This is a genomic window from Krasilnikovia sp. M28-CT-15, from assembly GCF_047159595.1.
Lineage (GTDB): Bacteria > Actinomycetota > Actinomycetes > Mycobacteriales > Micromonosporaceae > Actinoplanes.
In genome coordinates this window covers 347,388-368,926 of record NZ_BAAGAK010000001.1, presented here as the reverse complement: position 1 = coordinate 368,926, position 21,539 = coordinate 347,388, and the positions used below count along the sequence as shown (strand labels likewise).

Below are 21,539 nucleotides of genomic sequence, written 5' to 3'. Positions count from 1 at the left end.
GCGACCGCGCCTTCGTTGATCGTCGCCTGCCTGCGTCGCCGAAATTCGGTGTCACCATGACCGCGGCCACCTCCGCGGCACGGCGCGAGCAGGCCGCCCCATCATCAACGGATGAGCCGGGCCGGCGGCAACCGCGTCCACATGCCGGGGCGACCACGTCCACCCCGGACACTCACCTGCTTGGCGCAAGCCGGGCGCGCCCCGACGCATTGCTGGCCGGGTTGCACGGGTTGGCAGCCGGCGATGCGGGGAGGGCGGCCGCGCGGGCCCAGGTGATCGACTGGTATCTGCCGATGTCGGTGTATCTGGCCCGCCGCTTCGGTGGCCGGGGCGAACCGTTGGCGGACCTCACACAGGTCGCCGCGATCGGGTTGATCAAGGCCGTCGACCGGTACGACCCCGCGCGCGGCGTGCCGTTCGCCAGTTACGCGATCCCCACGATCGTCGGGGAGATCAAGCGGCACTTCCGCGACGCTGGATGGACCGTGCGGGTACCGCGTCGCCTGCAGGAACTCCGCCCGCGACTCGCCGCAGCCGCCGGGGACCTGGCTCAGGTCCTGCACCGTTCGCCCACCACGCAGGAGTTGGCGGCCCGGTTGGGTGTCAGCCGCGATGACGTCGTGGAAGCCCAGCGATGCGGCACCGCCTACCGGCCGCGGTCCCTCGAACAGCCGGTCACCGGCGCCGAGGACCTGCGGCTGATCGACACGCTGTACGGCACTGAATATGGCCTCGATGCGGTGGATCGGCGCGAGACGTTGCGGTGGGCGCTCGCCCTGCTGCCGGCCCGGGAGCGGCACGTCATCGGCTTACGGTTCGTCGGCGACATGACCCAGGCGCAGATCGCCGCACAGATCGGGGTTTCGCAGATGCATGTCTCACGACTGCTGACCCGGTCGCTGAGCAGGCTGCGCCACGCCATACAGGCCGACGACGCCGACGTCGTACACGGCGCCGGCCGGACGGGACTCACCTGCCAAGTCGTTGGTGCGGGTCCTTCGGACGGTCGTTGAACAGTGTCCAGTGACCGGCATGTCGGTCCGGGCTCCATCGAGTCGTTGCTGACGGTCGGGGGGTAGGTGGCGCCCCGGGCAGGGGATCTGCCCGGGGCACCATCGCGACCGTGTCCGCGCGTCATCGCAGCAACCTTGCACTCGGGCTCCCGAGCCCTGCGCACTCCGCAGCGGGGCGGCGACATCCGACTCTGCGAGCGGGGCGCGTGCTCGATCGCGCACCGGCGCATTACGCAGCGTAGGAGTCGCGGCCTGGAACTAGCCCCAGCGTGACGAGCGGGCACTCCGACACGGATGCAAGCTGGTGGATCGCCCCGGCCACCGGGCGCACCGTCGTGCCCTCGTTGCATGGGGGAAGTGCGGAGACTCCGGGATTCGAACCCGGGAGGGGCTTTAAGACCCCAACCGCATTAGCAGTGCGGCGCCATAGACCAGACTAGGCGAAGTCTCCCCCGGCGGCCCACGAGGCCACCGATCGTCGAGGATACCGGACCGCCTCGGCGCCCGGCAAAGAGGCTGCCATTTGGCCACGCCGATCACGAATCGACGGACCACGGGATTTTCACCGGGAGAAACCGCTGCGCCAGGGCTAGGCTGCGACGGCATGGAGGAGAACCAGCCCACGCAGCGCCCGTCGCGCGCGCGTAGCCCCCGGGCCGCGTTCAGCACCCCGGACGAGAACGCGCCGCCGGACCAGTCGGCTGAGCGCGCCGCAAAGCCCGCCCCTCCGGTGACGTTCCAGCCACCGTCCGGGGAGCCGGACACCCGGCCGCCGTCGCGGGCCGGCTCCGAGCGGGGGCGGGCAGCCCGGCGCTCCGCTTCCCCGGGTACGCCCACCGCCGCGCCCGGCGCCACCGCACCCGGCGGCCCCACAGGGAGCAGCCCCCGAGACCGCAGCGCTCAGGACGGTGTAACCAGCGACCCGGCCCAGAAGCCCGACCCGGCCCAGAAGCCCGACCCGGCCCAGAAGCCCGACCCGGCCCAGAAGCCCGACCCGGCCCAGAAGCCCGACCCGGCCCAGAAGCCCGAGCCGGCCGCCCGACCGGCCAGAAAGGCCCGTCCAGCCAAGAAGGTCGCGGGCACGTCGGCGAAGCCCCACTCGGATGCCGCGGCGCCGGGCACCCGGACCGCCAAGAAGGCAACCACCGCGAAGAAGCCCACAGCTCGCAAGTCCACGACCGCCCCGCGAACACCACCGCCCACCGCCACACGGTCGACACCCAACCAAGAGGCGCCCGCCGCACCACCCACGGCACCGCCCGCAGCAAAGACACCCGCTGCTCCGCCGACGACACCCGCTGCTCCCCCGACGACGCCCACCGCGCCGCCTACGGCACCCACCGCGCCGCCGCCGGCACCGGCCGCTCCGGTGGCGGCACGAGCCGCGGCACCCGCACCGCAGACCGCCGCCGCTGCGGGGCAGCCGCGCGCCGAATCGCCCGCGCCGGACACCCAGCCCCCGGACACCCAGCCCGCGGACACCCAGCCCGCGGGCGTCCGGACCGCGCCGGGACAGACGACCATCGAGGCGTGGGCCAAGATCCTCGCCGACCCCGGGTACGCACCCGAGCTGCTGGCGGTTGCCGCCGTGCAGGCCATCGGCCCGCGCGCCTGGGACTGGGCGCAGCGGATGCGTGCGGCCTATCCGACCGCGGGGCCGGATGCGATGGCCCGTCTGGCGGCGGCGCAGTTCACCCGGCTGGGCAGCGCGACCAGTGTCTTCGGGGCGGTTGCCGGGTCGCGTACGCCGGTCGCCCTGCTGGCCGCCAACGCGCTGGCGCACGCCGAGCTGACCTTGCACATCGCCGCCGCGTACGGCCTGAATCCGACCGATCCGGCGCGGGCGGCCGACCTGCTCGTGCTGACCCAGGTGCATACGACCCGGGACGCGGCCGAGCTGGCGCTGGTCGCGGCGCGGCGACCCGCGCATGAGCGCGGCGCGGACAGCGACCGCCCGCGTGGCTTGTCGCGGGCTGGCCGGATGGCGGGGCTGCAGGCGGGCGCGTGGGCGCTGCTGCGCACCGCGAACCGGTATTTCCCGGGCACCAGCCTGCTGGCCGCGGCGCTGACGGGCCGGTCGTCGGCGCGGAACATGGCGTCCAAGGCGACACTGTTCTATCGCGGCGCCGCCGGGCGCTGAGTCGCGGCCGGCTTCTCGTGGGCAGCCCCGCCGTGGCCCGCACGCCGTCGGCTCAGAGCCAGTGGAGCCAGGACGGAGGCAGCAGGGAGTAGCCGACGAAGGCCGCGATGTCCAGGATGCTGTGCGCCACGATCAACGGCATCACCCGCTTGGCCCGCACGAAGAACAGCGCGAAGACGACCCCCATGACCGCGTTGCCGACGAACGCGCCGAACCCCTGGTACAGGTGGTAGGAACCGCGCAGCACCGCGGACGCCGCCACCACGAGCGGGAGCTGCCAGCCGAGCTCCCGCAGCCGGGTCACCAGGTAGCCGACGACGATGACCTCCTCCAGCACCGCGTTCTTGATCGCGGCCAGGATGAGCACGGGCGTCGCCCACCAGACCGGTTGCAGCGCGGCGGGCACGATCTGCGCGTTGACGCCGAGCTGCGCGGCGACGTACACCAGCAGCAGGCCGGGGATGCCGATGGCCGCGGCCAGCCCGAAGCCCCAGCCGACGTCGAACCGGGGGCGGTTGAGGGTGAGGCCGAGCGTCTCGGTCGGGCGGTTCACCAGATAGAGGACCAACAGTACGGGCACCAGCGCGAAGAAGATCTCCAACAGCTGGTACGTCAGGTCCAGGTACGGCCGCGGCGACTGGGACGCGTTCAGCGTGGCGGCCTGCTGCGACAGCGGCTTGCCCGCCGTGAGCTTCGCGACGATGGACACCACGGAGTAGACCGCGGACTGGCCCAGCGACAACAGCAGGACGATCGCCACTTCCTGGCCGAGCCGGGTGCGGCTGGCGGGCCGTGATTCGGAGGTCACCGGATCACTCTATGGGGCGCATGATCCGTTCAATCGCTAAGCACAAACAGCTGGAAAAGGGGTAAGCGACGCGCCGATGAACCCGCGGCGTCGCACTTTGGGTACGTCGGGTACCCGACTCTGGTATTCCACCCTGAAGGCATGGGAGACCTCGCACGCTTGCTCAAGGAGAGCTGGAGCCTGGTCGAGGAACACCGGGACAAGGTCGCCGGCTACTTCTACGCACGCATCTTCCTGGCCCACCCCAACGTGCGTGACCTGTTCCCGGTGCACATGGACGTGCAACGCGCCCGTCTGCTCGGCGCGATCGTCACGGCCGTGCAGACCCTCGAGGATCCCGAGCGGTTCGACCAGTACCTGCGCGGGCTGGGCCGCGATCACCGGAAGTTCCATGTGGAACCGGCGCACTACGAGGTGGTGGGTGGAGCGTTGATCGAGGCGTTGCGGCATTTCGCGGGCGACCAGTGGGCCATCGAGTACGAGCAGGCGTGGGCCGACGCGTACGCGGTCATCGCCGCGAAGATGCTGGCGGGGGCGCAGGCGGACACCAACCCCCCGTACTGGCATGCGGAGGTGGTCGCGCACGAGCGCCGGTCCAGCGACATCGCGGTCTTCACCGTGCTGCCGTTGCAGCCGCTGGAGTTCCGCGCGGGGCAGTACCTGAGCATGGAATGCCCGCGATACCAGCCGCGGCTGTGGCGCACGTATTCACCGGCGAACGCGCCGCGGCGCGACAACACGCTGGAGTTTCACGCCCGCGCGGTGGGCGCGGGCTGGGTTTCCAGCGCCCTGGTGCGCCGCCTGCAGGTGGGCGACATGGTACGGCTGGCCGCGCCCATGGGCACGATGACGCTGGACCGGCGTTCCACCCGGGACGCGGTGTTCGTGGCGGGCGGCACGGGACTGGCCCCGATCAAGTCGCTGCTGGAGGAGCTGACCCGGTACAACCGGACCCGCTGGGTGCATGTGTTCTTCGGCGCCCGCGACCGCGACGACCTGTACGACCTGGCCGAGCTGAACCGGCTGGCCGCCCGCTATCCGTGGCTGTCGGTGGTGACCGCGTGCAGCGACGACCCGACGTTCGGCGGGGAGCAGGGCAACATCTGCGACGTGGTGGCCCGGTACGGCCCGTGGAACGAGCACGACTTCTTCATCTCCGGCTCCGGCCCCATGGTCAAGGCCACCCTGAAGACCCTGGCGGAGCTCCAGGTCCCGCCGATGCGCATCAAGTACGACAGCTTCTCCGAGATGACCTAGGCCCTAGTACGCCCAGGGCCGCCCGGTCTGCTGGTACTCCTCCACCGGCAGCAGGCTGTCGTCGGGCATCCGGTCCACGTACAGGCGGCCTTCCAGGTGGTCGATCTCGTGGCTGACCAGCCGCGCCATCGCCTGCTCGAAGGAGGTGATCACCCGGGTCCCGTCGAAGCGGGCGTGTTCCACCTCCACCCGTAACGGGCGCCGGACCAGGCCGCGGTAGTCGAAGAAGGACAGACAGCCCTCGTACCGGTCGTCGGTGTCCGACGATTCGCCGACCAGCCGGGGATTGAGCAGGATGACCAGCGCGCTGCCGCGCTCGGGTGGCCGGATCACCGCGGCCGCGACCGCGCGGCCGACCTGTGGTGCGGCCAGCCCGACCCCCTTGCGGAAGTCGTGTGCCCGTTCGAGCCGGTCGAGCGTGGCCAGCAGTCCGGTCACCGCGTCGCGGGCGGCGGCCTCCTCGCGAGGCAGCTGGAAGTGCCGGGCGCGCTGGCGCAGCAGGTCGGAGCCGCGCTGCACGATGCCGATGTCGCGCATCCGCTGGCTGGCCCGCTCCTTGTCCCACCGCTCGCTGGTCGTACCGGGCGATGGGACTGCGGGCTCGGCGAGGTCGGTGCCCGCGCCCGAGGGCGCGGGCGGATCATCCCCCGTGCCCGAGGGCACGGCTGGATCACCTCCCCCGCCGGGGGAGCGGGTTGGCGCCGCGGGCGGTGACGGGTCCTCCACGGTCGGGGCGCCGGGAGCGCGGAACCGCCACTCCAGCCGGTACCGCGCGTTGAGCAGGGGCGCATCCGTGGACCATTCGAAGATCGCCCGGTCGCCGTCGTTGTGCCGCCCGAGCGGCGTACGGACGGGCACCTCGGCGGCCAGCGACGTTTCCACCCCCCACACCTGCGGGTCGAACTCCACCGGGAAGTCGAGGCGCACGGTGAGGCTTCGGGTGGGCAGCCGGACCGCCCGCTGGAACCACTGCCCCCACTTCTGCTCCCCGACCGTGTACGCGTACTCGATCGTGGTGCGTTCGCCGGGGTAGAGGGGGAACCGCCCGTGCTCGTTCGCGAACAGCAGCCAGATCTCCTTGGCGGCGTCCCGGTCGAGCTTGACGTACCAGTCCATGGGTTCCACCGCGGCGCCCTCGCCGGCGTGTGCGGCCAGGGTCATCTCCTCGACCGTCAGGGGATGCGCGCGGTGGTGCCGGTTGGAGCCGGCGGGGTCGTGCGGGAACCGGTCGACGGCGATCTTCACCAGGTACCGGGTGACCGGTTCGCCGCCGGGGTTGTAGAGGTCGCGCCGGATCCGGCACCGGTATGCGCCGTTGGTGTAGCGCAGTTCGGCGATCTCCCGTTCGACGATCAGCCCGGTGCCGGGCGGCATCCACTGGACGGGCACGGGTGGGTCGCGGTGCAGCGCGGCGCCGCGGGCGTGCCGCAGCTCGTCGTACTCCCGGAACCGTTGCCAGATCGCGCCCCCGGCGGCGAGGACCGCCTCGGCTCGCCGGGCGAAGTCCTCCGTGGGCTTGTGCCGGCGGCTCTCGACATGGCTGACGTACGAGGGATCGAACCCCATGCGCGCGGCGAGCTGCTTCTTGGTCATGCCCCGCTCGTTGCGCCATTGGGCCAGCGCCGCGACGAACTTGTCCGCGGCTCGCTCGACGGGTGAGGTGGTCAACACGGTGTCCCCTTCGCCACGAGAGCTTCAGTGTCACCGCCGCTGCTGTCCGTAAGGGGCTAGTAGCACGTTGCCGACAGAAGCCTTGACGTGCGAAGCGGGCCGCCGGGGACGGTTGGTCGGGGACACCGAGCCGTCTGATCAGGGGCGCCGATCGGCCTGGTTAGGTTAGCCTTAACAAGGTATGGTGGTCGTCGCCGCGAGGTCCGCTCCCGGCGACTCGCACGCACGTGGTGAGGTGACAGCGGTGGTCCGGCCGACGAAGCGCTCCGGGGGGCACTCCCGCCCTCGGATCGGCGTGGCCAGGTGACCACGGCCATCGACCGGGGCGCGCTCACCGGAACCCCCTTCGCCGAGCAGCCGTTGGCGCCGGTGACCGCGACGTTGCGTGCCATGTTCGGCACCAGCACGGAGCTGCCCGGCCTCGCGCCCGACCTGCTGGTCGTCGACCCGTCGGGCTGGCAGCCGACCACCCTGTTGACGGACAGCCGGCTGGACACCCTGCTCGACGGCGCCGCCCGCCGCTGGCACGCGGAGCCGCACGCCGCGGCCGCGCTGGCCTGGAAGGCGTACACCTACTGGCTGGCGCTGCCGGCGGTGCTGGGCTGGGCCTCCGCCCGCCGGGTCCCGCTGCTGCGGGCTCCCGACGTACTCATGCATTTCGACGACCCCCGGCCGCTGGTCACGCTCGGCCTGCGCGCCGACATCGAGGTCGCGGTGCTGCCGTCGGACCCGCTGGCCCTCAGTGGGCTGCCTCAGATCCGCGTCGTGGCCGACGAGGCCGCCCTGCTGGCGACGCTGCGCACCACGCTGCTCGACGAGCATCTGACCCCGCTGCTGGACGCCATCCACCGCCGGGTGCGGCTGGGCAAGCGGACCCTCATGGGATCGGTGTCGTCCGGCATCGCGTACGCGGTGCTGCGTTCCGCCGACGTCCTGCCCGGCTCGTCCGCCGAGACGATCGACACCCTGTTGACGACGCTCGGCGTCGCGGACCTCATCGAGCTGGTGCCGGGCCGGGGCGGCAAGCTGGACGTGCAGCGCAAGACCTGCTGCCTCGCGTTCACCCTCCCCGACGCCAAGGTCTGTCAGGGCTGCTGCATCAAGTAGCGGCGCGGTTCAGCCGGCGTTTGCGGCCGTCAGCGCGGCCTTCGGGTCGTCCACCAGACTGCGGACGTTCCACACCCAGGCGCCACCGGTCCAGGTCGGCTGGAAGCCGAGCAGGTCGGTCATCACGCGCAGCATCTCGTCATCGCGGGCCTGGGGGGCGAGCACGACCACCCCCGCCTTCCAGAAGCGCAGGTCCGCCAGGGTCATCTCGCGCCGGGTGTCCGTGATCTCCGGGGTCGGGTTGCCCTGCTTGATCGAGGCCATCAGGCCGCTGGTCGGCCGCCAGGGCGGCGAGAACAGCGCCGTACGGTCGGTCGGGTCCAGCGGGTTCTGGTTGGGCAGCAGCGCGTACGCACCGGCGATCCGCATGTCCTGGTGGGTGTACGCGCTCCAGCGCAGCGGGTCCGGATAGCTGGAGTCGGGCAGCGGCAGGGCCACGACGGTGTGGTTGTCGTCGACGTACTGGCGCCAGGCACCGGAGGCCACGAAGTCGGGGACGGGCTCCATGGGCTTGGTGGTGAGCGGGGTCGGCGCGAGCGGGACGAGCGCCATCACCACCGCGGTGATCATGGCGACCCGGACCGGGCCGCGGGTGGACGGCTGGGTCCGGACCAGCTCGACGCCCCGCTGCACGCCCAGCGCCAGAACGATGCCGACCGCCGGGGCGATGGCCATCGCCCAGCGGGTCGGCACCGCCGAGTCGAGCACGGGGATGCTGTGCAGCACCGACCAGAGCCCGGGCACGCCGGTGTTGATGCCCCGCAGGTAGATCTGGGGCCCGAGGGACATGGCGGCGAACAGCAGCGCGATGCCGGCGAGGGCCACCACGGCGACGGTACGGCGCATCCAGAAGATCAGCCCGAAGAAGAGGATCACCAGGCCCCAGCCGAAGAACGCGTTCTCCTCGGAGGCGTTCTGCGCGAGGCCCGCATTGACCTGCCCCTGCCCGGCGATCGAGCGCTGCGAGTACGCGGTGAACGAGGCCAGGTCGGCGCCGAAGTTCCGGACGAACGGGGCGAGCCCCTTGTAGCTCTGCGGCCCGAAGAACTGCACGCAGAGCGGGTACGCCAGGACGGCGATGGTGAGCAGTCCGGCCACGCCGAGCCCGCGCAGGAAGGTGCGGATCTCGCCGGGGTGACCGCGCCGCCGGGCGACCGCCATGACGGCGCAGAACACGCCGAGGCCCACAGCGGTCATGAAGAGGACCTCGAGGTTGATGAACGCCTGCCAGACCAGGAGACCCGCGAGGATGACGCCGCCGCGGACGGCGCGGCCGGGCGTACGCAGCGCCAGGGTGCGCCAGATGATCAGCGGGACGAGGAACTGCGAGACGATGTTCGGGTGTCCGCCCGCGTGCGAGACCATGCTCGGTGCGAACGTGCAGAACAGCGCACCGACCCAGGCGGCCAGCCGCGAGGCGACGAACTGGCGGGAGAGCACCAAATACCATGATGTGCCGGTGCATGCCAACGCCATCGTAAGAAATACGTTGAACGCCACATGCGGACCGAACATCAGAGTGATCGGAGTCATCGGAAGGGATACGGCCAGCACCGAGGTGTTGGCCATCATGTTCACCCCGTCGGGGTAATTCATGCGATCAGAGAAGAACGGATAGGCGCCATCCGTGAGCACTCGTGCACCGTGTGCCAGCATCCACTCAAAGAAAGCCTGATCTTGCGGATCGTCACGCAACTCATGATCAAGGCTGAGCCACAACGGCGCGGTCAGGAAGAGCGCGATGGCGACGAAAGTGAGAATCGCGAGGACGTCTCGCCATTTGAGAGTCCGCCACCAGCGGGTGGGACGGTACTCTTCGGTCGCCCGGTCGGATACGGCTCGAACAGCGGGTTTGACGTCGACGGGCGCCGCCGCGACCTCGCTTTCCAGGGCGATGAGCTCTGCGTCCAGGTCCTCTGCGGCGGCCTCACGGTTCGGCAGGGCCGCGTGCCCACCAGATGACTGGCCTGTCGAGTCAATACCCGTAATCGTCATAGCGTCGGCGAGCCTAACCGAGGTTGGTAACGTTGCAGTGACGAGTGACCGATGCGTGATCGAGACGATATGTAGGGGCGTTTTCGGTCACCCGGCGGGCACGATGTACCACCCGGGACCATCCCGGGCAATGTCTCAATCAGGCAAACAATGGGCGGTCACCCCCCGCTCAACTTTCGGTCGCAGGCAGCGTCTGGTTAACTCTTCCGGTCCCGCTGTCCAGCAAGACGAGGGAACCCGACTTATGGCAGACATCACTGGAGACCAGCGGATCCAGTCCGAGGTACTCGAGGGCTTGGCGACGGCCGTGAACCACCGTCGCTGGTTCGTCGAGCTCGCGCTTCCGTATCTGGGGGACAACCCCATCGAGATCGGCAGCGGCCTCGGGGACTACGCGCTCGAGTGGTCGGCTCACCTGCCCCGCTTCACCGCGACCGAGGCGGACCCCGACCGGCTGGTGCAGCTCAAGGAGCGCCTGGTCGATCACCCCAGCATCGACGTACGCCAGATGCTGCTGCCCAGCACCGAGGGCGGGGACTACAGCGCCGCGGTGTCGTACAACGTGCTGGAGCACATCGAGGACCACGTGGGCGCGCTGCGCAGCATGGCCGGCCTCGTCCGCCCCGGTGGCCGGGTGATCATCATCGTGCCGGCGTTCATGTTCGCCATGAGCCAGGTCGACATCGCGACCGGTCACGTACGCCGCTACACCAAGAAGACGATGCGGGCCGCCATGACCGAGGCCGGCCTGACCATCGAGAAGATGCACTACGCGAACGCGCTCGGCCTGATCGGCTACTACGGCGCCACGAGCATCTTCAAGCTGGCCCCCAAGGAGGGCCCGATGGTGAAGGTGTACGACTCGCTGGTGCTGCCCGTCACCAAGGCCGCCGAGCGCCTGGTCAAGCCGCCGTTCGGCCAGTCCGTCTTCGCGGTGGCGCGCACCCCGCTCTGACCTTCCGATCGCCCAGGGGGCCGTGGACCGACGTCAGGTCCGCGGCCTCGGTCAGCCCCGGACCTGGAACGTCGGACGGATCGTCGCCCGGGCCAGGGTGTGGAACGCCAGGTTGAACCCGACCACCGCGGGGGTCGCGTCCGCGCCCACATCGAGTGAGTCCACGTCGATGGCGTGCACCGCGAAGACGTACCGGTGCGGCCGGTCCCCGGGAGGCGGGGCGGCCCCGCCGTACCCGGCGTCGCCGTAGTCGTTGCGGACGCAGAACGCGCCGTCCGGCAGCGGGTCGGCCCCGCGCTCCAGCTCGGTCACCGAGGCCGGCACGTTGACCAGGACCCAGTGCCAGAAGCCGCTGCCCGTGGGCGCGTCCGGGTCGAAGCAGGTCACCACGAAGCCGCGGGTCTCCGGCGGGAAGCCGGACCAGGCGAGCTGCGGGGAGAGGTTCTTGCCACCCACCCCGGGATGCGCGTGCAGCTCGTCGAGCGGCTGGCCGTCGGCCAGGTCCGTGCTGGTGACCGTGAAGGACGGCACCGGCGGGAGCAGGTCGTACGGGTCCGGGGCGGTGGGGCGGTCGAGACTCATGGTGATGTCCTTCCCTCAAGGCGTCCGCGGGAGGCCAGGCGTCCGCGGGGACCACGGTGGGGATTCCCACGACCGCCCGAGCGTAACCAGAACACGTGTCCAACGCCTTTCTGACCGGTTGCCGGTCGCCGCGTCACTCCTGCGGGGTTTTGCCAGGAAACGCACAGCCGGTGCGCTTGACTTCCGGTCCGCGGGGCAATACTTCAGTCGGACATCCGACCGGGTGCGTGTGGCCGAGATCCCCGCGCTCGGTGGCGATAGGTCGCCTGCGGCGGCCAGCAAGTCGGCACCCGCCCAGTGGGGACGGGTGCCGACTGCTGCCTACGGGTCCCCGGCCGGCGGCAGGCCGAACATGGGCAGGCAGGGCGCGAGCCCCTCGATGGTGACCGGAACCGTACGGGCGGCCGCCCATCCCGCCCGGTCGAGGCGCAGCCGCCGGCTCACCACCACCGCATCCCGCACCAGATGCCGGTCGACGCCGTCGTCGGCGTAGCCGAGCTTGCGCGACACACCGTAGGAGGCGTCGTTGTCGGCGAACGCCGCAGACGTCGCGTACTCGGCGCCGAGCCCCTCGAACGCCAGGTGCAGCACCGCCGCGCGCATCTCCGTGCCGTACCCGCGGCCGTGGTGCGACCGGCCCAGCCACGATCCGGTGCCGACCTCGCGCAGCGCGGCGAACCTGCTGGCGCGCACGTCCTGGGTGCCGACCACGATGCCGTCGGCGACCGCCACGAAATTCAGCGACCACTCGTCCGGTGTCCAGCGGCCCCACATCGACCAGTGCCACTGCAGCGTGCCGCGTGCCCGCCGGTCGGGCTCCACATCGGTCCACGCGTTCGTGAAAGGCTGGGTTTCCGGGTCATGCACCCCCTCGGCAGCGCGGTCGGCCAAGGCTGCCAGGTCGTCGAGGTCGGGCACTCGCAGTTCCAGGCGGGGCGTTCGCAGGCGCAGGCCGAACAGCGGCCAATGACTGTTGATCACGTGCGTGATTGTTCACCCGGCGCGGGCCGCGACGCATCGGGAATGCGCCGCGGCCGACGTGCGGCGGCCAGGGCGCCGCCGCACACCGCCGCCCTCAGAGCCGTTCAATGTGCAGACCGGAGTAGAGCCTGCGGTACACCACACCGGTACGCGGGTTACCCGCGTCGATCATCATCCCGCCGCCCATGTACACCCCGACGTGGCCACGCCCGACGACGAGGTCACCGGGGCGCGCCGCCGCGCGGGACACGGTCCGTGCCATGGCGGCCTGCGCTCCGGAGGAGTGCGGCAACCGCAGGCCGATCCGGGCGTAGGCCCGCTTGGTGAACCCCGAACAGTCGAATGTGTACGGACCCTCGCCGCCGGAGCGGTACCGCTTGCCGATCTGCGCCCAGGCGAACGCCAGCACCGGACCCATGCCACGGGCGGGCGGCAGCGAGACGTACTCGCCGCGGACGGCGTGGTGGACGGCGCGGCCGACGCGGTACCGGCGTTCACCGAATCCGTGCCGGGACCGTGTGGGTGCATGGTGGGCCCGCGACCGGCGCGCGTCGGCCGCCCGCCGGAGCAGCACGATGCGGGTGCTGACCCGGACGACCGCTCGTCCGGCCGCGCCGCGCACGACCGTGACCACCGGACGTACGGTCACCGAGCGCACCGCGGACCGGGACACCCGGTGGGCACGGCGGCCCGCCTCCGCGGCGATCGGGTCCGACTGGGCGACGCGAACCCGCTCGGGGGGCGCCACCTGCGGCGGTGTCACCGCCTCCGCGGGCCGTTCCGTGGGGTCCACGGCCGGGGCGAGGACGGCGAGCGCGAGAGCACTCGCGGTCAACACCCGGCGGGTGTACGGGTGCGGCGGAGCCTGCCGGCGATGCCGGCCCGGCGCACTCATGCGGATCCCGGCGGTGAGCAGCACCTCGCGCGTGTACCGCTGCGGCAGGGTCTGCCTGCGGTGTCGGCCGGGTGCACTGGTGGGAGCGCCGGAGACCAGCATCCGGCGGCTGTACGGATGGGACAGAATCTGCCTCCGGTGTCGGCCCGGGGCACTCTCGCGAATCCCGACGGGCGCGGCCGGTGAAGTCGGCCGCGCGGTCGTCGCGCTGTCGTGCGGCGACAATGGGAACCCGGACTGATCTAACATTTCGTCCACCAGACGAACACACAATGTGGTTTCCGATGGGCGAAATTCCGCGAATTACTCTCTCCGGGGCGGTCCCCAATTCGCGTGACACACACATAAAACCGCAGGTCAGAACGTTTCTTGTCGGGTGCGGACAGTTGCCCCGTACGAGTGCCGTCGCCGGCCGAGGCCGCGGCACGGCTCAGCCGAGGAAGGCCGAGATCGACGCGCGCAGTCCGGCCGGGTCCAAACCGTGCGACCGGGCCTGATCGGTCACGCTGCCGTAGTGCCGGGTCTCCGCGCGCCGCACGCCCAGATGCAGTTCCCGGTGCGGCAGATCCGCCAGCGCCGCGGCCGCCACCCGGCTCGACGTACCGGCCAGGTACGGCTCGACCACCACGATCTCCGCGCCGGCCAGCGCCCGCAGGCCCACCACATCCAACGGCCGGGGAGTCGACGTGTACGCCACGGTCACGCCCAGATCGGCGACGGCGGCCAGCACGGGATCCAGCATCGGCCCCACCGCCAGCACCAACGGGGCGCCCGCGGGACCCCGCCGCACCACCTGCAGCCGCGGCGACACCGGGCGGGGGAGCCGGTTTTCCTGCGTGGACAGTCGCACGTAGACCCGGTCGTCCGTCCCGGCCGCGGCGCGCAGCAGCGGCGGCACCTCGTCGCGGTGCCCAGGAATGTGCACGGTCCAGCCGTCCAGAGTGTCCAGCAGCGCCACGTCGCCCGGCGAGTGGTGGGTGTAGCCGACGTCCGACGCGTCGTACGAGGCACCGATGCTGACCAGTACCGCCCCCACGTCCTGGTGACCCAGGTCGAGCTTGATCTGCTCGTACGCCCGGTCGACGAGGAACGGCGCGTACGAGTGCACGAACGGTCGCAGCCCGGTCAGCGCGAGCCCGCCCGCGACCCCGGTCATGAGCTGTTCCCGGATGCCGACGTTGAGCACCCGGTCGGGATGGCGGCGCCGGGCGGGCGCGAACGCGTCCGCCGAGATGTCGGCGAGCACCAGCGCGGTACGCGGGTCCTCCTCCAGCAGCGCGGTGGTCGTCTCGACGAAGGTCTCCCGCATGGTCAGCGTCCTTTCGGGGCAACGGTGGCGACCACGACGTGCGGCCGCAGCCCGTCGTGGCTGTTCAGCGCGTGGGCGATGGCATCGTGGTCGTAACCGTCCACGACAGAAGCGGACCAGCCGACGAAGCGGCCGGCGAGGCCGCCGGGCCAGCCGTGCGTGGCGGACTGGTTGTCGATGACGATCGCGGTGAGCCCGCCCAGCCGCGCCGCGTACGCGTACGCGATGGCCTCGTGGTTGGCGCCCTCGTCCAGCTCCGCGTCGCCCAGCAGCACGTACGTGCGGGTGTCGAGGAAGCCCTGGGCGCGCAGGCCGAGCGCGGTGCCGACGGCGAGACCGAGTCCGTGCCCGAGGGAGCCGGAACCGATCTCCACCCCCGGGATCAGGGTCCGGTCCGGGTGCAGACCGAGCCGGCTGTCGCGGCCGCCCAGGTCGTCGAGCCAGCTCTCCGGGATGAATCCGGTGGCCGCGAGGACCGCGTAGTACGCAGCCGGGCCGTGCCCCTTGGAGAGCAGGAACCGGTCCCGGTCCGGCTCGTCGACCGTGGCCGGGCTGACCCGCAGGACCCGGTCGTAGAGCACCCAGAGCACTTCCAGCGTGGAGTAGGCGCTGGGTGCGTGCTTCTCGTCGCCCACGAGGCGGGTGACGAGCTGTCGTGCGGGGTTGCCCCGCTCCGCGATGACGGTCATGCGGGTAGCCTGCAAGTTGAAGTTCACTTCAACTCAAGGGATGCCCGGCGTGGATTTGCTCACCATCGGCGACATGGCGGCGCGCAGTGGCCTGGCGCGGTCCGCGCTGCGCTTCTACGAGAGCGAGGGCTTGATCCGCTCCACCCGCACGAGCGGCAACCAGCGCCGCTATGAGCGCGCGGAGCTGCGCCGGGTCGCGTTCATCCGGATCGCGCAGCAGGTCGGCGTCTCCCTGGAGGAGATCCGGGCGGCGCTGGCGGCGCTGCCGCAGAACCGCACCCCGACCAAGGCCGACTGGGCGCGGCTGTCCGCCCGCTGGCGCCATGGCCTGGACGAACGGATCGCCCTCATGGAGCGGCTGCGCGACGAACTCTCCGGGTGCATCGGCTGCGGCTGCCTGTCGCTGCAGCGCTGCAAGCTGGTCAATCCCGGCGACTCGCTGAGCGAGCAGGGCACCGGCCCGCGCAAACTGCTGTCTGCGGGCTGACCTCAGGGCAGGAGCAGGATCTTGCCCAGATGATCGCTGGCCTCCATCAGCCGGTGCGCCTCGGCGGCGTCGCTCATCGGCAGCGTACGGTCGATGACCGGCCGGATCGCCCCCGCGTCGACCAGCGGCCACACCTGTTCGCGCACCCCACGGACGATCCGCGCCTTGTCCGCGACCGGACGGGCCCGCAGCGTCGTGGCGGCGATCGTGCCCCGCTTCGCCATGAGCGCGCCCAGGTCCAGCTCACCCGCGCGCCCGCCCTGCAGGCCGATCACCGTGATCCGCCCGCCGGGCGCCAGCACGTCGACGTTGCGGCCCAGGTAGGCGCCGCCGATGATGTCCAGCACGACGTCGGCGCCGCGGCCGTCCGTGGCGTCGCGGACGGCGGCGACGAAATCCGTGTCGGTGTAGTCGATCGCGAGGTCGGCACCGAGCGCCCGCAGCCGGTCGTGCTTGGCGGCGCGCGCGGTGACCAGGACCCGGGCACCGAGGGCCACGCCGAGCTGGACCGCGAACGTGCCGATGCCGCCACCACCGCCGTGCACCAGCAGCGTGTCGCCCTTGCGGAGCCGGGCGACGTCCACGACGTTGGACCACACCGTGCAAGCCACCTCGGGCAGCGCCGCGGACTCCTGCACGGACAGGCCCCGCGGCACCGGCAGCAGCTGGCCCTCGGGCACGGCGACCCGCTGCGCGTAACCGCCGCCGGCCAGCAGGGCGCAGACCCGCTCGCCCACGCCGTGATCGGCCACGCCGGGGCCGGTCGCGGTGATCACACCGGAGCATTCCAGCCCGGGGTACGGCGAAGCACCCGGCGGCGGCGGATAGTGGCCGCGCCGCTGCAGGACGTCGGCCCGGTTGACCGCCGCGGCGGTGACCTCCACGACGACCTCACCCGGCCCGGGCTCCGGGTCGGGAACCTCGGTCCATTCGAGTGCTTCAGGTCCGCCCGGCGTCTGGATCACGATGGCGTGCATGGGTCTACTCTGCCCGATCCGACCGACATCGGTGGCTCGCTTCCTCACCGCCGCTGCTCCCACAGGTGGATGGCCCGGTGGCCGACCGCCCGCCCGCTGCCACCCGGCGCGGGCTGGCCAGGTGGCCCTCCCGCGCCGGTCGAGGTCAGATCACGATGGAAGCTGCCACTGCTGGTTCGCGGCGCCGGTGCAGGACCAGATCTGCAGCCGGGTCCCGTTGGCCGAGCTGAGGTCGGTGGCGTCGAGGCAGGTGCCCGAGCCGGTGTTGACCAGGGCACCATTCGCGGCCGTCCACTTCTGCGCGTTCGTGCCGTTGCAGTCGTACAGCTGGGTCTTGGTGCCGTTGGCGGTGGCGCCGCCGGTGACGTCCAGGCATTTGCCGAGCGCCTGGACCGAGTCGTCACCGGCCAGGGTCCAGCTCTGCGCGGCGGTGCCGTTGCAGTCGTACAGCTGCACCGGGGTGCCGTTCGCCGGGTTCGCCCCGGCCACGTCGACGCATTTGCCGCCGAAGCCGGCGATCTGCCCCGAGCGGCCGGCGCCGCCACCGGACTGCGTGCCGGTCCAGGTGAACGTCGCCGACGTGCGGGCGGGCAGCGCGTACGTGAAGCTCTGCGCGCCCCAGTTCACCTTGACGGTCTGCGGACCGCCGGTGGTGTTGTACGCGATCAGCGCCTTCGACCCGTCCGCATTGCGGAAGGCGACGTTGGGCACGGCGCCGTTCGCGGTGGAGTCGATCCGGACCGCACCGGGACGGACGAACTTGGTCAGGTGCCCCATCGTGTAGTACTCGACGGTGTAGTCGACCTGGCCCCGCCGGGCGTCGTTGCGGTGCACCGTGACCAGCCCCGTACAGGTGCCGCAGCCGCCGTTGTGTGGACCCATGGCCTCGTCCACCGCCATGCTCCACTTCGTCCAGCTGCGCCCCCAGTTGCGGAAGTAGTCGACCAGGTCGCCCATGTCCTCGGCGTGCTGGTCAGCGACCCAGGTGCCACCGGAGTGCTCGGTGTTGTACTGGTTCACGCCCGGGAACAGCCCGTGCACTGTGGACTCTGTTGCCGGGTTGCCCCCGTAGTCGTGCCAGGCAACGCCCCCGAAGTTCGGGTGGCTGCGGATCGCGCTGTCGTTGATCAGGGGCGCCACCCACGCGTCGTACGTGTCGAAGTTCCAGTCGCCGATGAGCAACCTGGTGTCCAGGCCCGCGTTCTGCAGCGCGGGCAACAGGTTCGTCTTCGCGAAGTAGGCCAGCCCGGATGCGTTCCACTGCATCGACGGGTAGCCGGGGCAGCAGCCGGGCTCGTTCTGCTCCGTCACGTACCTGATCGGGATGTTCTGGGCCTGGTAGCCCTGGATGTACTTGACGAAGTACTGCGCGTACGTGCCGTAGTACTCGGCGCGCAACCAGCCCTGGCTGTAGGCGTTGTTGTCCTTCATCCACGGCGGGGCCGACCACGGCGAGGCCATGACGAACAGTGCCGGGTTCAGGGACCGCGCCTGCTTGGTCAGCGCCATGATGTCCGCGTCGCGGTTGAGCGAGAAGTCGTTGAGGTCGCAGCACGTGGTGTCGTACGAATAGCTGTTCTGGGCCAGGTCCGACGAGCCGATGACGTTGCGCAGGGCGCTGACGCCGATGCCCGCGTCCGGGTCGAACAGCTTGGTCATGACGTCGCTCTGAGTGGCCGGGGAGAGGGCGCCGCTGCCGCGGATGTCGAAGGCCGCGGTGTCGGTGATGGACGCGCCCGCTCCCTCGAACTGCTGGTACGTGGCGTTCTCATTGACTGTGATCGTCTGGTTGGCGGCACCGCCGCCGCTGGTGAAGGTGACCGACGGTTGCGGTTGCAGACCGCGGGTGACCGTACGCCCGGCACTGTCGCTCGTGGTGGTGAGGTACACGTGGACCTGTTCGTTCGCGGCGAGCGCGGGCCGGGTGGGGATGACCGCGGCCGAGGCGGCCAGGACGGTGACGGCGGCGAACCGCCTGCTGATGGGGGACATGGCGGGACTCCCTTGACCGGAGGTGGGGGCCTGACCGGATAGGTACCCAGCGAGAATTAACATTCTCGTCAATGTCATGTCAACCGCTGCGACGCTCGCGTCGGGGGTGTTTCAGCAGCTCAACGGTCTTTTCAATGGCTTAAAATAAGTTTCGGCGAAGGGTGGGTGGGGCGCTTGCCGCTAGGGCGGAGGCCATGCGAGCCGACGGCGACCGTCTGGCAAACTGGGAGGCACCGCTCGGGAGGGCTCGCCTAGTGGCCGATGGCGCCGGTCTTGAAAACCGGTATGGGGAAACTCATCGTGGGTTCGAATCCCACGCCCTCCGCACTTCCTGATCACGATGAAGGCCCCGCTGGCCTGCGGAAACGCAGACCCGCGGGGCCTTCGTCGTACCTACCCACGGTCTCACTGAGTCCCGGGTGATCTCGCTACGGCTCGTTCGTCACGGCAAATGTGCGGCCCGGGGTGGGTATGGGTGCTGTTTCGATGGTGATCGAGGTAAGTAGGGAGGCTGGGGTCGCTGACCAGCCGTTTCGGTCACGCTGGGGGTGTGGGTGGTCGGCATCTCGATGGGTGCGCTGATCAACGCAGCATCTATCAGCGGCCTGGTGTCGGCGGTACGCGGCGTCTCGTCGCGGGCCACTCGGTACTGAGTCCGGAACGACGTGTGACGGTGTTGTGCGCGTTCCCGCAGGTGATAGGTGGTTCACTGCCCGCTGCCGTGGGTCGGCAATACGGTCCGCGCGTGATCTTCTTCGAGGCTCTCACCATGGTCGGGATCGTGGTCCTGGCACTGCTCTTCGTCTTCTCGCGACCGATTGCCGTGACGGTCGCCTACCTCCTCAGCGTCGTGTTCGGGCTGGGTGACTCTGGCTAGACGTGTATCGAGGTCAACAGCGGAGGAGGCGGTCCCGGGGGGAGAGACCATGATCACTGTCGATTGTGGCGCTGGGTCGAGGCGTGACAGACCCCCCTATGTTCGGGCAGGGCCGCATCGAGGCAGGCCCAGAAATTGAGGAGAAAGTCCATGCAGCTCAGAAGAATGGTGCTGGTCGGCGCCGCGGTTGTCGGTACGGCGATCGGCGCTCTCGTCTCCGGTGGCGCGATCGGCGGCAGCACCGGAGCGGCCGCATCGGACACTGCCCAGCTCGCCGGCAGCGGTATCGCGGGCGGCTTTGGGGCGACGGCTCCCAAGGATCAGTCCACGGTCTCCCTTGCGGGCGGCTCGATCGGTGGCTTCAGCGGACGAACCGCGGAGCACATCCCCGGCCACGGGCAAGGCGGCGGCGGGCTCGGACGGGGTACGGACGTCATCTCCGGCATTGGTGCAGGTGGCGGCGGGCTCGGACGGGGCACGGACCTCACCTCCGGCATCATCGTCGGTGGCGGCGGACTCGGGCGAGGCACTGAGTTCCTCACCGGGTCGGGGCACGGTGGCGGAATCTTGGCCAGGGGCGGGGAAACCGGCACGCTCTGAGCGGACCACGCTGAACTAGTTGTCGTCGTTCAGTGGGTTCCGCCGTAGCGGGTGCCCCGCAGCAGGCGGTGGGGCACCCGCACAGGGGCAAATCATCTGGGAAGTGCTACCGGAACACCGGGTAAGAGATGCTCTCGCAGTCAGACCGCAGGTAACACCCGTTCGCGCGTCACCCCGCCCCGGCGCCCTACCTGACGCGACGAACGCGCAGAGAGGGCTCCCGGCCCGACGGGCTCACCCTGCGGCCGACCTGCCGCAGGGTGAGCCCGTCCGGTCACCACGTCATTCGAGATGCCGAGAACGCCGGGCCACCAGCAGGAGCCGGTGGCTGCCCAACCGGAACGGTGTCCCGTCCGGGTCGCCGTACAGGTCGGTGTCGCTGAAACCGGCCTCGCCGACCAGCCGGACGACCTCGGCCGCGGTGTATACGTGCTGCACCGAGGTGCCCCGGTGCTCCTGGTCGCCGCGGCGGAAGGTGAAATGGGTGAGCCATCGGCTGTTCGCGGCGTCGTACTCGTTGACCGAGACCGCCTCGATGCCGCCAAGTGTCATCGGCGGCTCGTCGAGTTGGAGTCCGGGCAGGAGCGACTCGGCCACGAATCCATAGTCGAGGACGAGGTGACCGCCGGGCACCACGATGGTGGCGAGGTCGGCCAGGAGCCGACGGCTGCCGTCGTGGTCGAGGTAGCCGAACGAGTTTCCCATGCAGATTGCGAGGTCGACCCGCAGATCGCCGGGGACGCGGGCCATGTCGCCCACGCGTAGGTCCACGCCGTCGAGGTCCGCCGCCGCCGCGCGGGCGAACGCGACCGCCTCGGTCGAGATGTCGATCCCCGTGACTCGATACCCGCGCCGGGCCAGGGCGAGCGTGTGCCGGCCGCTGCCGCACGGCAGGTCCAGCACCCGCGAACCGGGTTGCAGCCCGGCGACCCGTACCAGGAAGTCGACCTCGGCGTTCGTGTACTGCGGCGGGAGAGCGGCCCTCCAGAAGGCGTTCGGCAGCTCGGTGAAGAACTCGGTGTACCAGGTGGAAAGGTCCTCAGCCATTTCTGATCGCTCCATGATTCGGTGGCGCGGCGACACAACGCCGCGCGAAGAGAAGGCATGACAGAACCCGGGGTACGACAGCCGGAGGAAACCGGTGTCGCGTCATCCGCCCCGGGTGTCCCGGGCGGCCACCATGGCATCGCCTTCTACATCACCG

The 21,539-nt window shown here is 70.7% G+C and carries 19 protein-coding genes and 2 tRNA genes; 9 read left to right on the top strand and 12 right to left on the bottom strand.

Features of this window, described 5'->3' with window-relative positions:
* The first annotated feature begins 56 nt into the window (after window positions 1-56).
* Window positions 57-1,013: a SigB/SigF/SigG family RNA polymerase sigma factor gene (locus ACMCNO_RS01760; RefSeq protein ID WP_412747678.1), complete on the top strand. Its 957-nt coding sequence runs from the start codon at window positions 57-59 to the stop codon at window positions 1,011-1,013.
* 360 nt (window positions 1,014-1,373) lie between these two features.
* Here ACMCNO_RS01760 and ACMCNO_RS01755 read toward each other — a convergent pair.
* Window positions 1,374-1,464 (bottom strand) — tRNA-Ser (locus ACMCNO_RS01755).
* A gap of 153 nt (window positions 1,465-1,617) precedes the next feature.
* Between ACMCNO_RS01755 and ACMCNO_RS01750 the strand changes: the two genes are divergently transcribed.
* On the top strand, window positions 1,618-3,153 hold the full coding sequence (locus ACMCNO_RS01750; protein WP_412747677.1) for a hypothetical protein: 1,536 nt from the start codon (window positions 1,618-1,620) through the stop codon (window positions 3,151-3,153).
* Window positions 3,154-3,205: 52 nt separating this feature from the next.
* Here ACMCNO_RS01750 and ACMCNO_RS01745 read toward each other — a convergent pair whose 3' ends face one another.
* Complete coding sequence (locus ACMCNO_RS01745; protein WP_412747676.1) at window positions 3,206-3,961, bottom strand: CPBP family intramembrane glutamic endopeptidase; 756 nt, start codon at window positions 3,959-3,961, stop codon at window positions 3,206-3,208.
* Window positions 3,962-4,102: 141 nt separating this feature from the next.
* Here ACMCNO_RS01745 and ACMCNO_RS01740 point away from each other — a divergent pair, with 141 nt between their 5' ends.
* Complete coding sequence (locus tag ACMCNO_RS01740) at window positions 4,103-5,218, top strand: globin domain-containing protein (protein WP_412747675.1); 1,116 nt, start codon at window positions 4,103-4,105, stop codon at window positions 5,216-5,218.
* A gap of 3 nt (window positions 5,219-5,221) precedes the next feature.
* Here ACMCNO_RS01740 and ACMCNO_RS01735 read toward each other — a convergent pair whose 3' ends face one another.
* On the bottom strand, window positions 5,222-6,886 hold the full coding sequence (locus ACMCNO_RS01735; protein ID WP_412753582.1) for a peptide deformylase: 1,665 nt from the start codon (window positions 6,884-6,886) through the stop codon (window positions 5,222-5,224).
* Between the two features lie 393 nt (window positions 6,887-7,279).
* Between ACMCNO_RS01735 and ACMCNO_RS01730 the strand changes: the two genes are divergently transcribed.
* Window positions 7,280-7,996: an IucA/IucC family C-terminal-domain containing protein gene (locus ACMCNO_RS01730; protein ID WP_412753581.1), complete on the top strand. Its 717-nt coding sequence runs from the start codon at window positions 7,280-7,282 to the stop codon at window positions 7,994-7,996.
* A 9-nt stretch (window positions 7,997-8,005) separates the two neighbouring features.
* On the opposite strand, the gene ACMCNO_RS01725 is transcribed toward ACMCNO_RS01730, so the two are convergent.
* Window positions 8,006-9,436 carry a hypothetical protein gene (locus tag ACMCNO_RS01725; protein WP_412747674.1) on the bottom strand — a complete coding sequence of 477 codons (1,431 nt, stop codon included), beginning with the start codon at window positions 9,434-9,436 and terminating at the stop codon, window positions 8,006-8,008.
* A gap of 799 nt (window positions 9,437-10,235) precedes the next feature.
* Between ACMCNO_RS01725 and ACMCNO_RS01720 the strand changes: the two genes are divergently transcribed.
* Window positions 10,236-10,946 carry a class I SAM-dependent methyltransferase gene (locus ACMCNO_RS01720; RefSeq protein WP_412747673.1) on the top strand — a complete coding sequence of 237 codons (711 nt, stop codon included), beginning with the start codon at window positions 10,236-10,238 and terminating at the stop codon, window positions 10,944-10,946.
* Window positions 10,947-10,997: 51 nt separating this feature from the next.
* On the opposite strand, the gene ACMCNO_RS01715 is transcribed toward ACMCNO_RS01720, so the two are convergent.
* From ACMCNO_RS01715 to ACMCNO_RS01695, 5 genes are all read right to left on the bottom strand, one after another.
* Window positions 10,998-11,528: a YbhB/YbcL family Raf kinase inhibitor-like protein gene (locus ACMCNO_RS01715; protein WP_412747672.1), complete on the bottom strand. Its 531-nt coding sequence runs from the start codon at window positions 11,526-11,528 to the stop codon at window positions 10,998-11,000.
* 321 nt (window positions 11,529-11,849) lie between these two features.
* Window positions 11,850-12,509, bottom strand: a complete 660-nt coding sequence (locus ACMCNO_RS01710) for a GNAT family N-acetyltransferase (protein ID WP_412747671.1) — start codon at window positions 12,507-12,509, stop codon at window positions 11,850-11,852.
* Window positions 12,510-12,603: 94 nt separating this feature from the next.
* Window positions 12,604-13,506 carry a C40 family peptidase gene (locus ACMCNO_RS01705; RefSeq protein WP_412747670.1) on the bottom strand — a complete coding sequence of 301 codons (903 nt, stop codon included), beginning with the start codon at window positions 13,504-13,506 and terminating at the stop codon, window positions 12,604-12,606.
* Between the two features lie 328 nt (window positions 13,507-13,834).
* Window positions 13,835-14,713, bottom strand: a complete 879-nt coding sequence (locus tag ACMCNO_RS01700; RefSeq protein WP_412747669.1) for a transketolase family protein — start codon at window positions 14,711-14,713, stop codon at window positions 13,835-13,837.
* A 2-nt stretch (window positions 14,714-14,715) separates the two neighbouring features.
* Entirely contained in the window at window positions 14,716-15,402 is a 687-nt protein-coding gene (locus ACMCNO_RS01695) for a transketolase (RefSeq protein WP_412747668.1), read from the bottom strand.
* 49 nt (window positions 15,403-15,451) lie between these two features.
* Here ACMCNO_RS01695 and soxR point away from each other — a divergent pair, with 49 nt between their 5' ends.
* Window positions 15,452-15,889, top strand: coding sequence for a redox-sensitive transcriptional activator SoxR (soxR, locus tag ACMCNO_RS01690; protein ID WP_412747667.1), 438 nt, complete (start codon window positions 15,452-15,454; stop codon window positions 15,887-15,889).
* Between the two features lie 2 nt (window positions 15,890-15,891).
* On the opposite strand, the gene ACMCNO_RS01685 is transcribed toward soxR, so the two are convergent.
* Complete coding sequence (locus tag ACMCNO_RS01685) at window positions 15,892-16,866, bottom strand: NAD(P)H-quinone oxidoreductase (protein WP_412747666.1); 975 nt, start codon at window positions 16,864-16,866, stop codon at window positions 15,892-15,894.
* Between the two features lie 150 nt (window positions 16,867-17,016).
* Entirely contained in the window at window positions 17,017-18,858 is a 1,842-nt protein-coding gene (locus ACMCNO_RS01680; protein WP_412747665.1) for a ricin-type beta-trefoil lectin domain protein, read from the bottom strand.
* A gap of 240 nt (window positions 18,859-19,098) precedes the next feature.
* Between ACMCNO_RS01680 and ACMCNO_RS01675 the strand changes: the two genes are divergently transcribed.
* The 3 genes from ACMCNO_RS01675 to ACMCNO_RS01665 all read left to right on the top strand — a co-directional run bounded on the left by ACMCNO_RS01675 (window position 19,099) and on the right by ACMCNO_RS01665 (window position 20,335).
* Window positions 19,099-19,183, top strand: a tRNA-Ser gene (locus tag ACMCNO_RS01675).
* Window positions 19,184-19,603: 420 nt separating this feature from the next.
* Window positions 19,604-19,735, top strand: coding sequence for a hypothetical protein (locus tag ACMCNO_RS01670; RefSeq protein ID WP_412747664.1), 132 nt, complete (start codon window positions 19,604-19,606; stop codon window positions 19,733-19,735).
* A gap of 165 nt (window positions 19,736-19,900) precedes the next feature.
* Complete coding sequence (locus tag ACMCNO_RS01665; protein WP_412747663.1) at window positions 19,901-20,335, top strand: hypothetical protein; 435 nt, start codon at window positions 19,901-19,903, stop codon at window positions 20,333-20,335.
* 282 nt (window positions 20,336-20,617) lie between these two features.
* On the opposite strand, the gene ACMCNO_RS01660 is transcribed toward ACMCNO_RS01665, so the two are convergent.
* Entirely contained in the window at window positions 20,618-21,382 is a 765-nt protein-coding gene (locus ACMCNO_RS01660; RefSeq protein WP_412747662.1) for an SAM-dependent methyltransferase, read from the bottom strand.
* Window positions 21,383-21,539 lie beyond the last annotated feature (157 nt).

Coding starts and splice junctions, on each gene's coding strand:
- ACMCNO_RS01760 (WP_412747678.1), top strand. CDS start 57: ATGACCGCGGCCACCTCCGCGGCACGGCGCGAGCAGGCCGCCCCATCA.
- ACMCNO_RS01750 (WP_412747677.1), top strand. CDS start 1,618: ATGGAGGAGAACCAGCCCACGCAGCGCCCGTCGCGCGCGCGTAGCCCC.
- ACMCNO_RS01740 (WP_412747675.1), top strand. CDS start 4,103: ATGGGAGACCTCGCACGCTTGCTCAAGGAGAGCTGGAGCCTGGTCGAG.
- ACMCNO_RS01730 (WP_412753581.1), top strand. CDS start 7,280: ATGTTCGGCACCAGCACGGAGCTGCCCGGCCTCGCGCCCGACCTGCTG.
- ACMCNO_RS01720 (WP_412747673.1), top strand. CDS start 10,236: ATGGCAGACATCACTGGAGACCAGCGGATCCAGTCCGAGGTACTCGAG.
- ACMCNO_RS01715 (WP_412747672.1), bottom strand. CDS start 11,528: ATGAGTCTCGACCGCCCCACCGCCCCGGACCCGTACGACCTGCTCCCG.
- ACMCNO_RS01705 (WP_412747670.1), bottom strand. CDS start 13,506: ATGCTGGTCTCCGGCGCTCCCACCAGTGCACCCGGCCGACACCGCAGG.
- ACMCNO_RS01700 (WP_412747669.1), bottom strand. CDS start 14,713: ATGCGGGAGACCTTCGTCGAGACGACCACCGCGCTGCTGGAGGAGGAC.
- ACMCNO_RS01695 (WP_412747668.1), bottom strand. CDS start 15,402: ATGACCGTCATCGCGGAGCGGGGCAACCCCGCACGACAGCTCGTCACC.
- ACMCNO_RS01685 (WP_412747666.1), bottom strand. CDS start 16,866: ATGCACGCCATCGTGATCCAGACGCCGGGCGGACCTGAAGCACTCGAA.
- ACMCNO_RS01680 (WP_412747665.1), bottom strand. CDS start 18,858: ATGTCCCCCATCAGCAGGCGGTTCGCCGCCGTCACCGTCCTGGCCGCC.
- ACMCNO_RS01665 (WP_412747663.1), top strand. CDS start 19,901: ATGGTGCTGGTCGGCGCCGCGGTTGTCGGTACGGCGATCGGCGCTCTC.
- ACMCNO_RS01660 (WP_412747662.1), bottom strand. CDS start 21,382: ATGGCTGAGGACCTTTCCACCTGGTACACCGAGTTCTTCACCGAGCTG.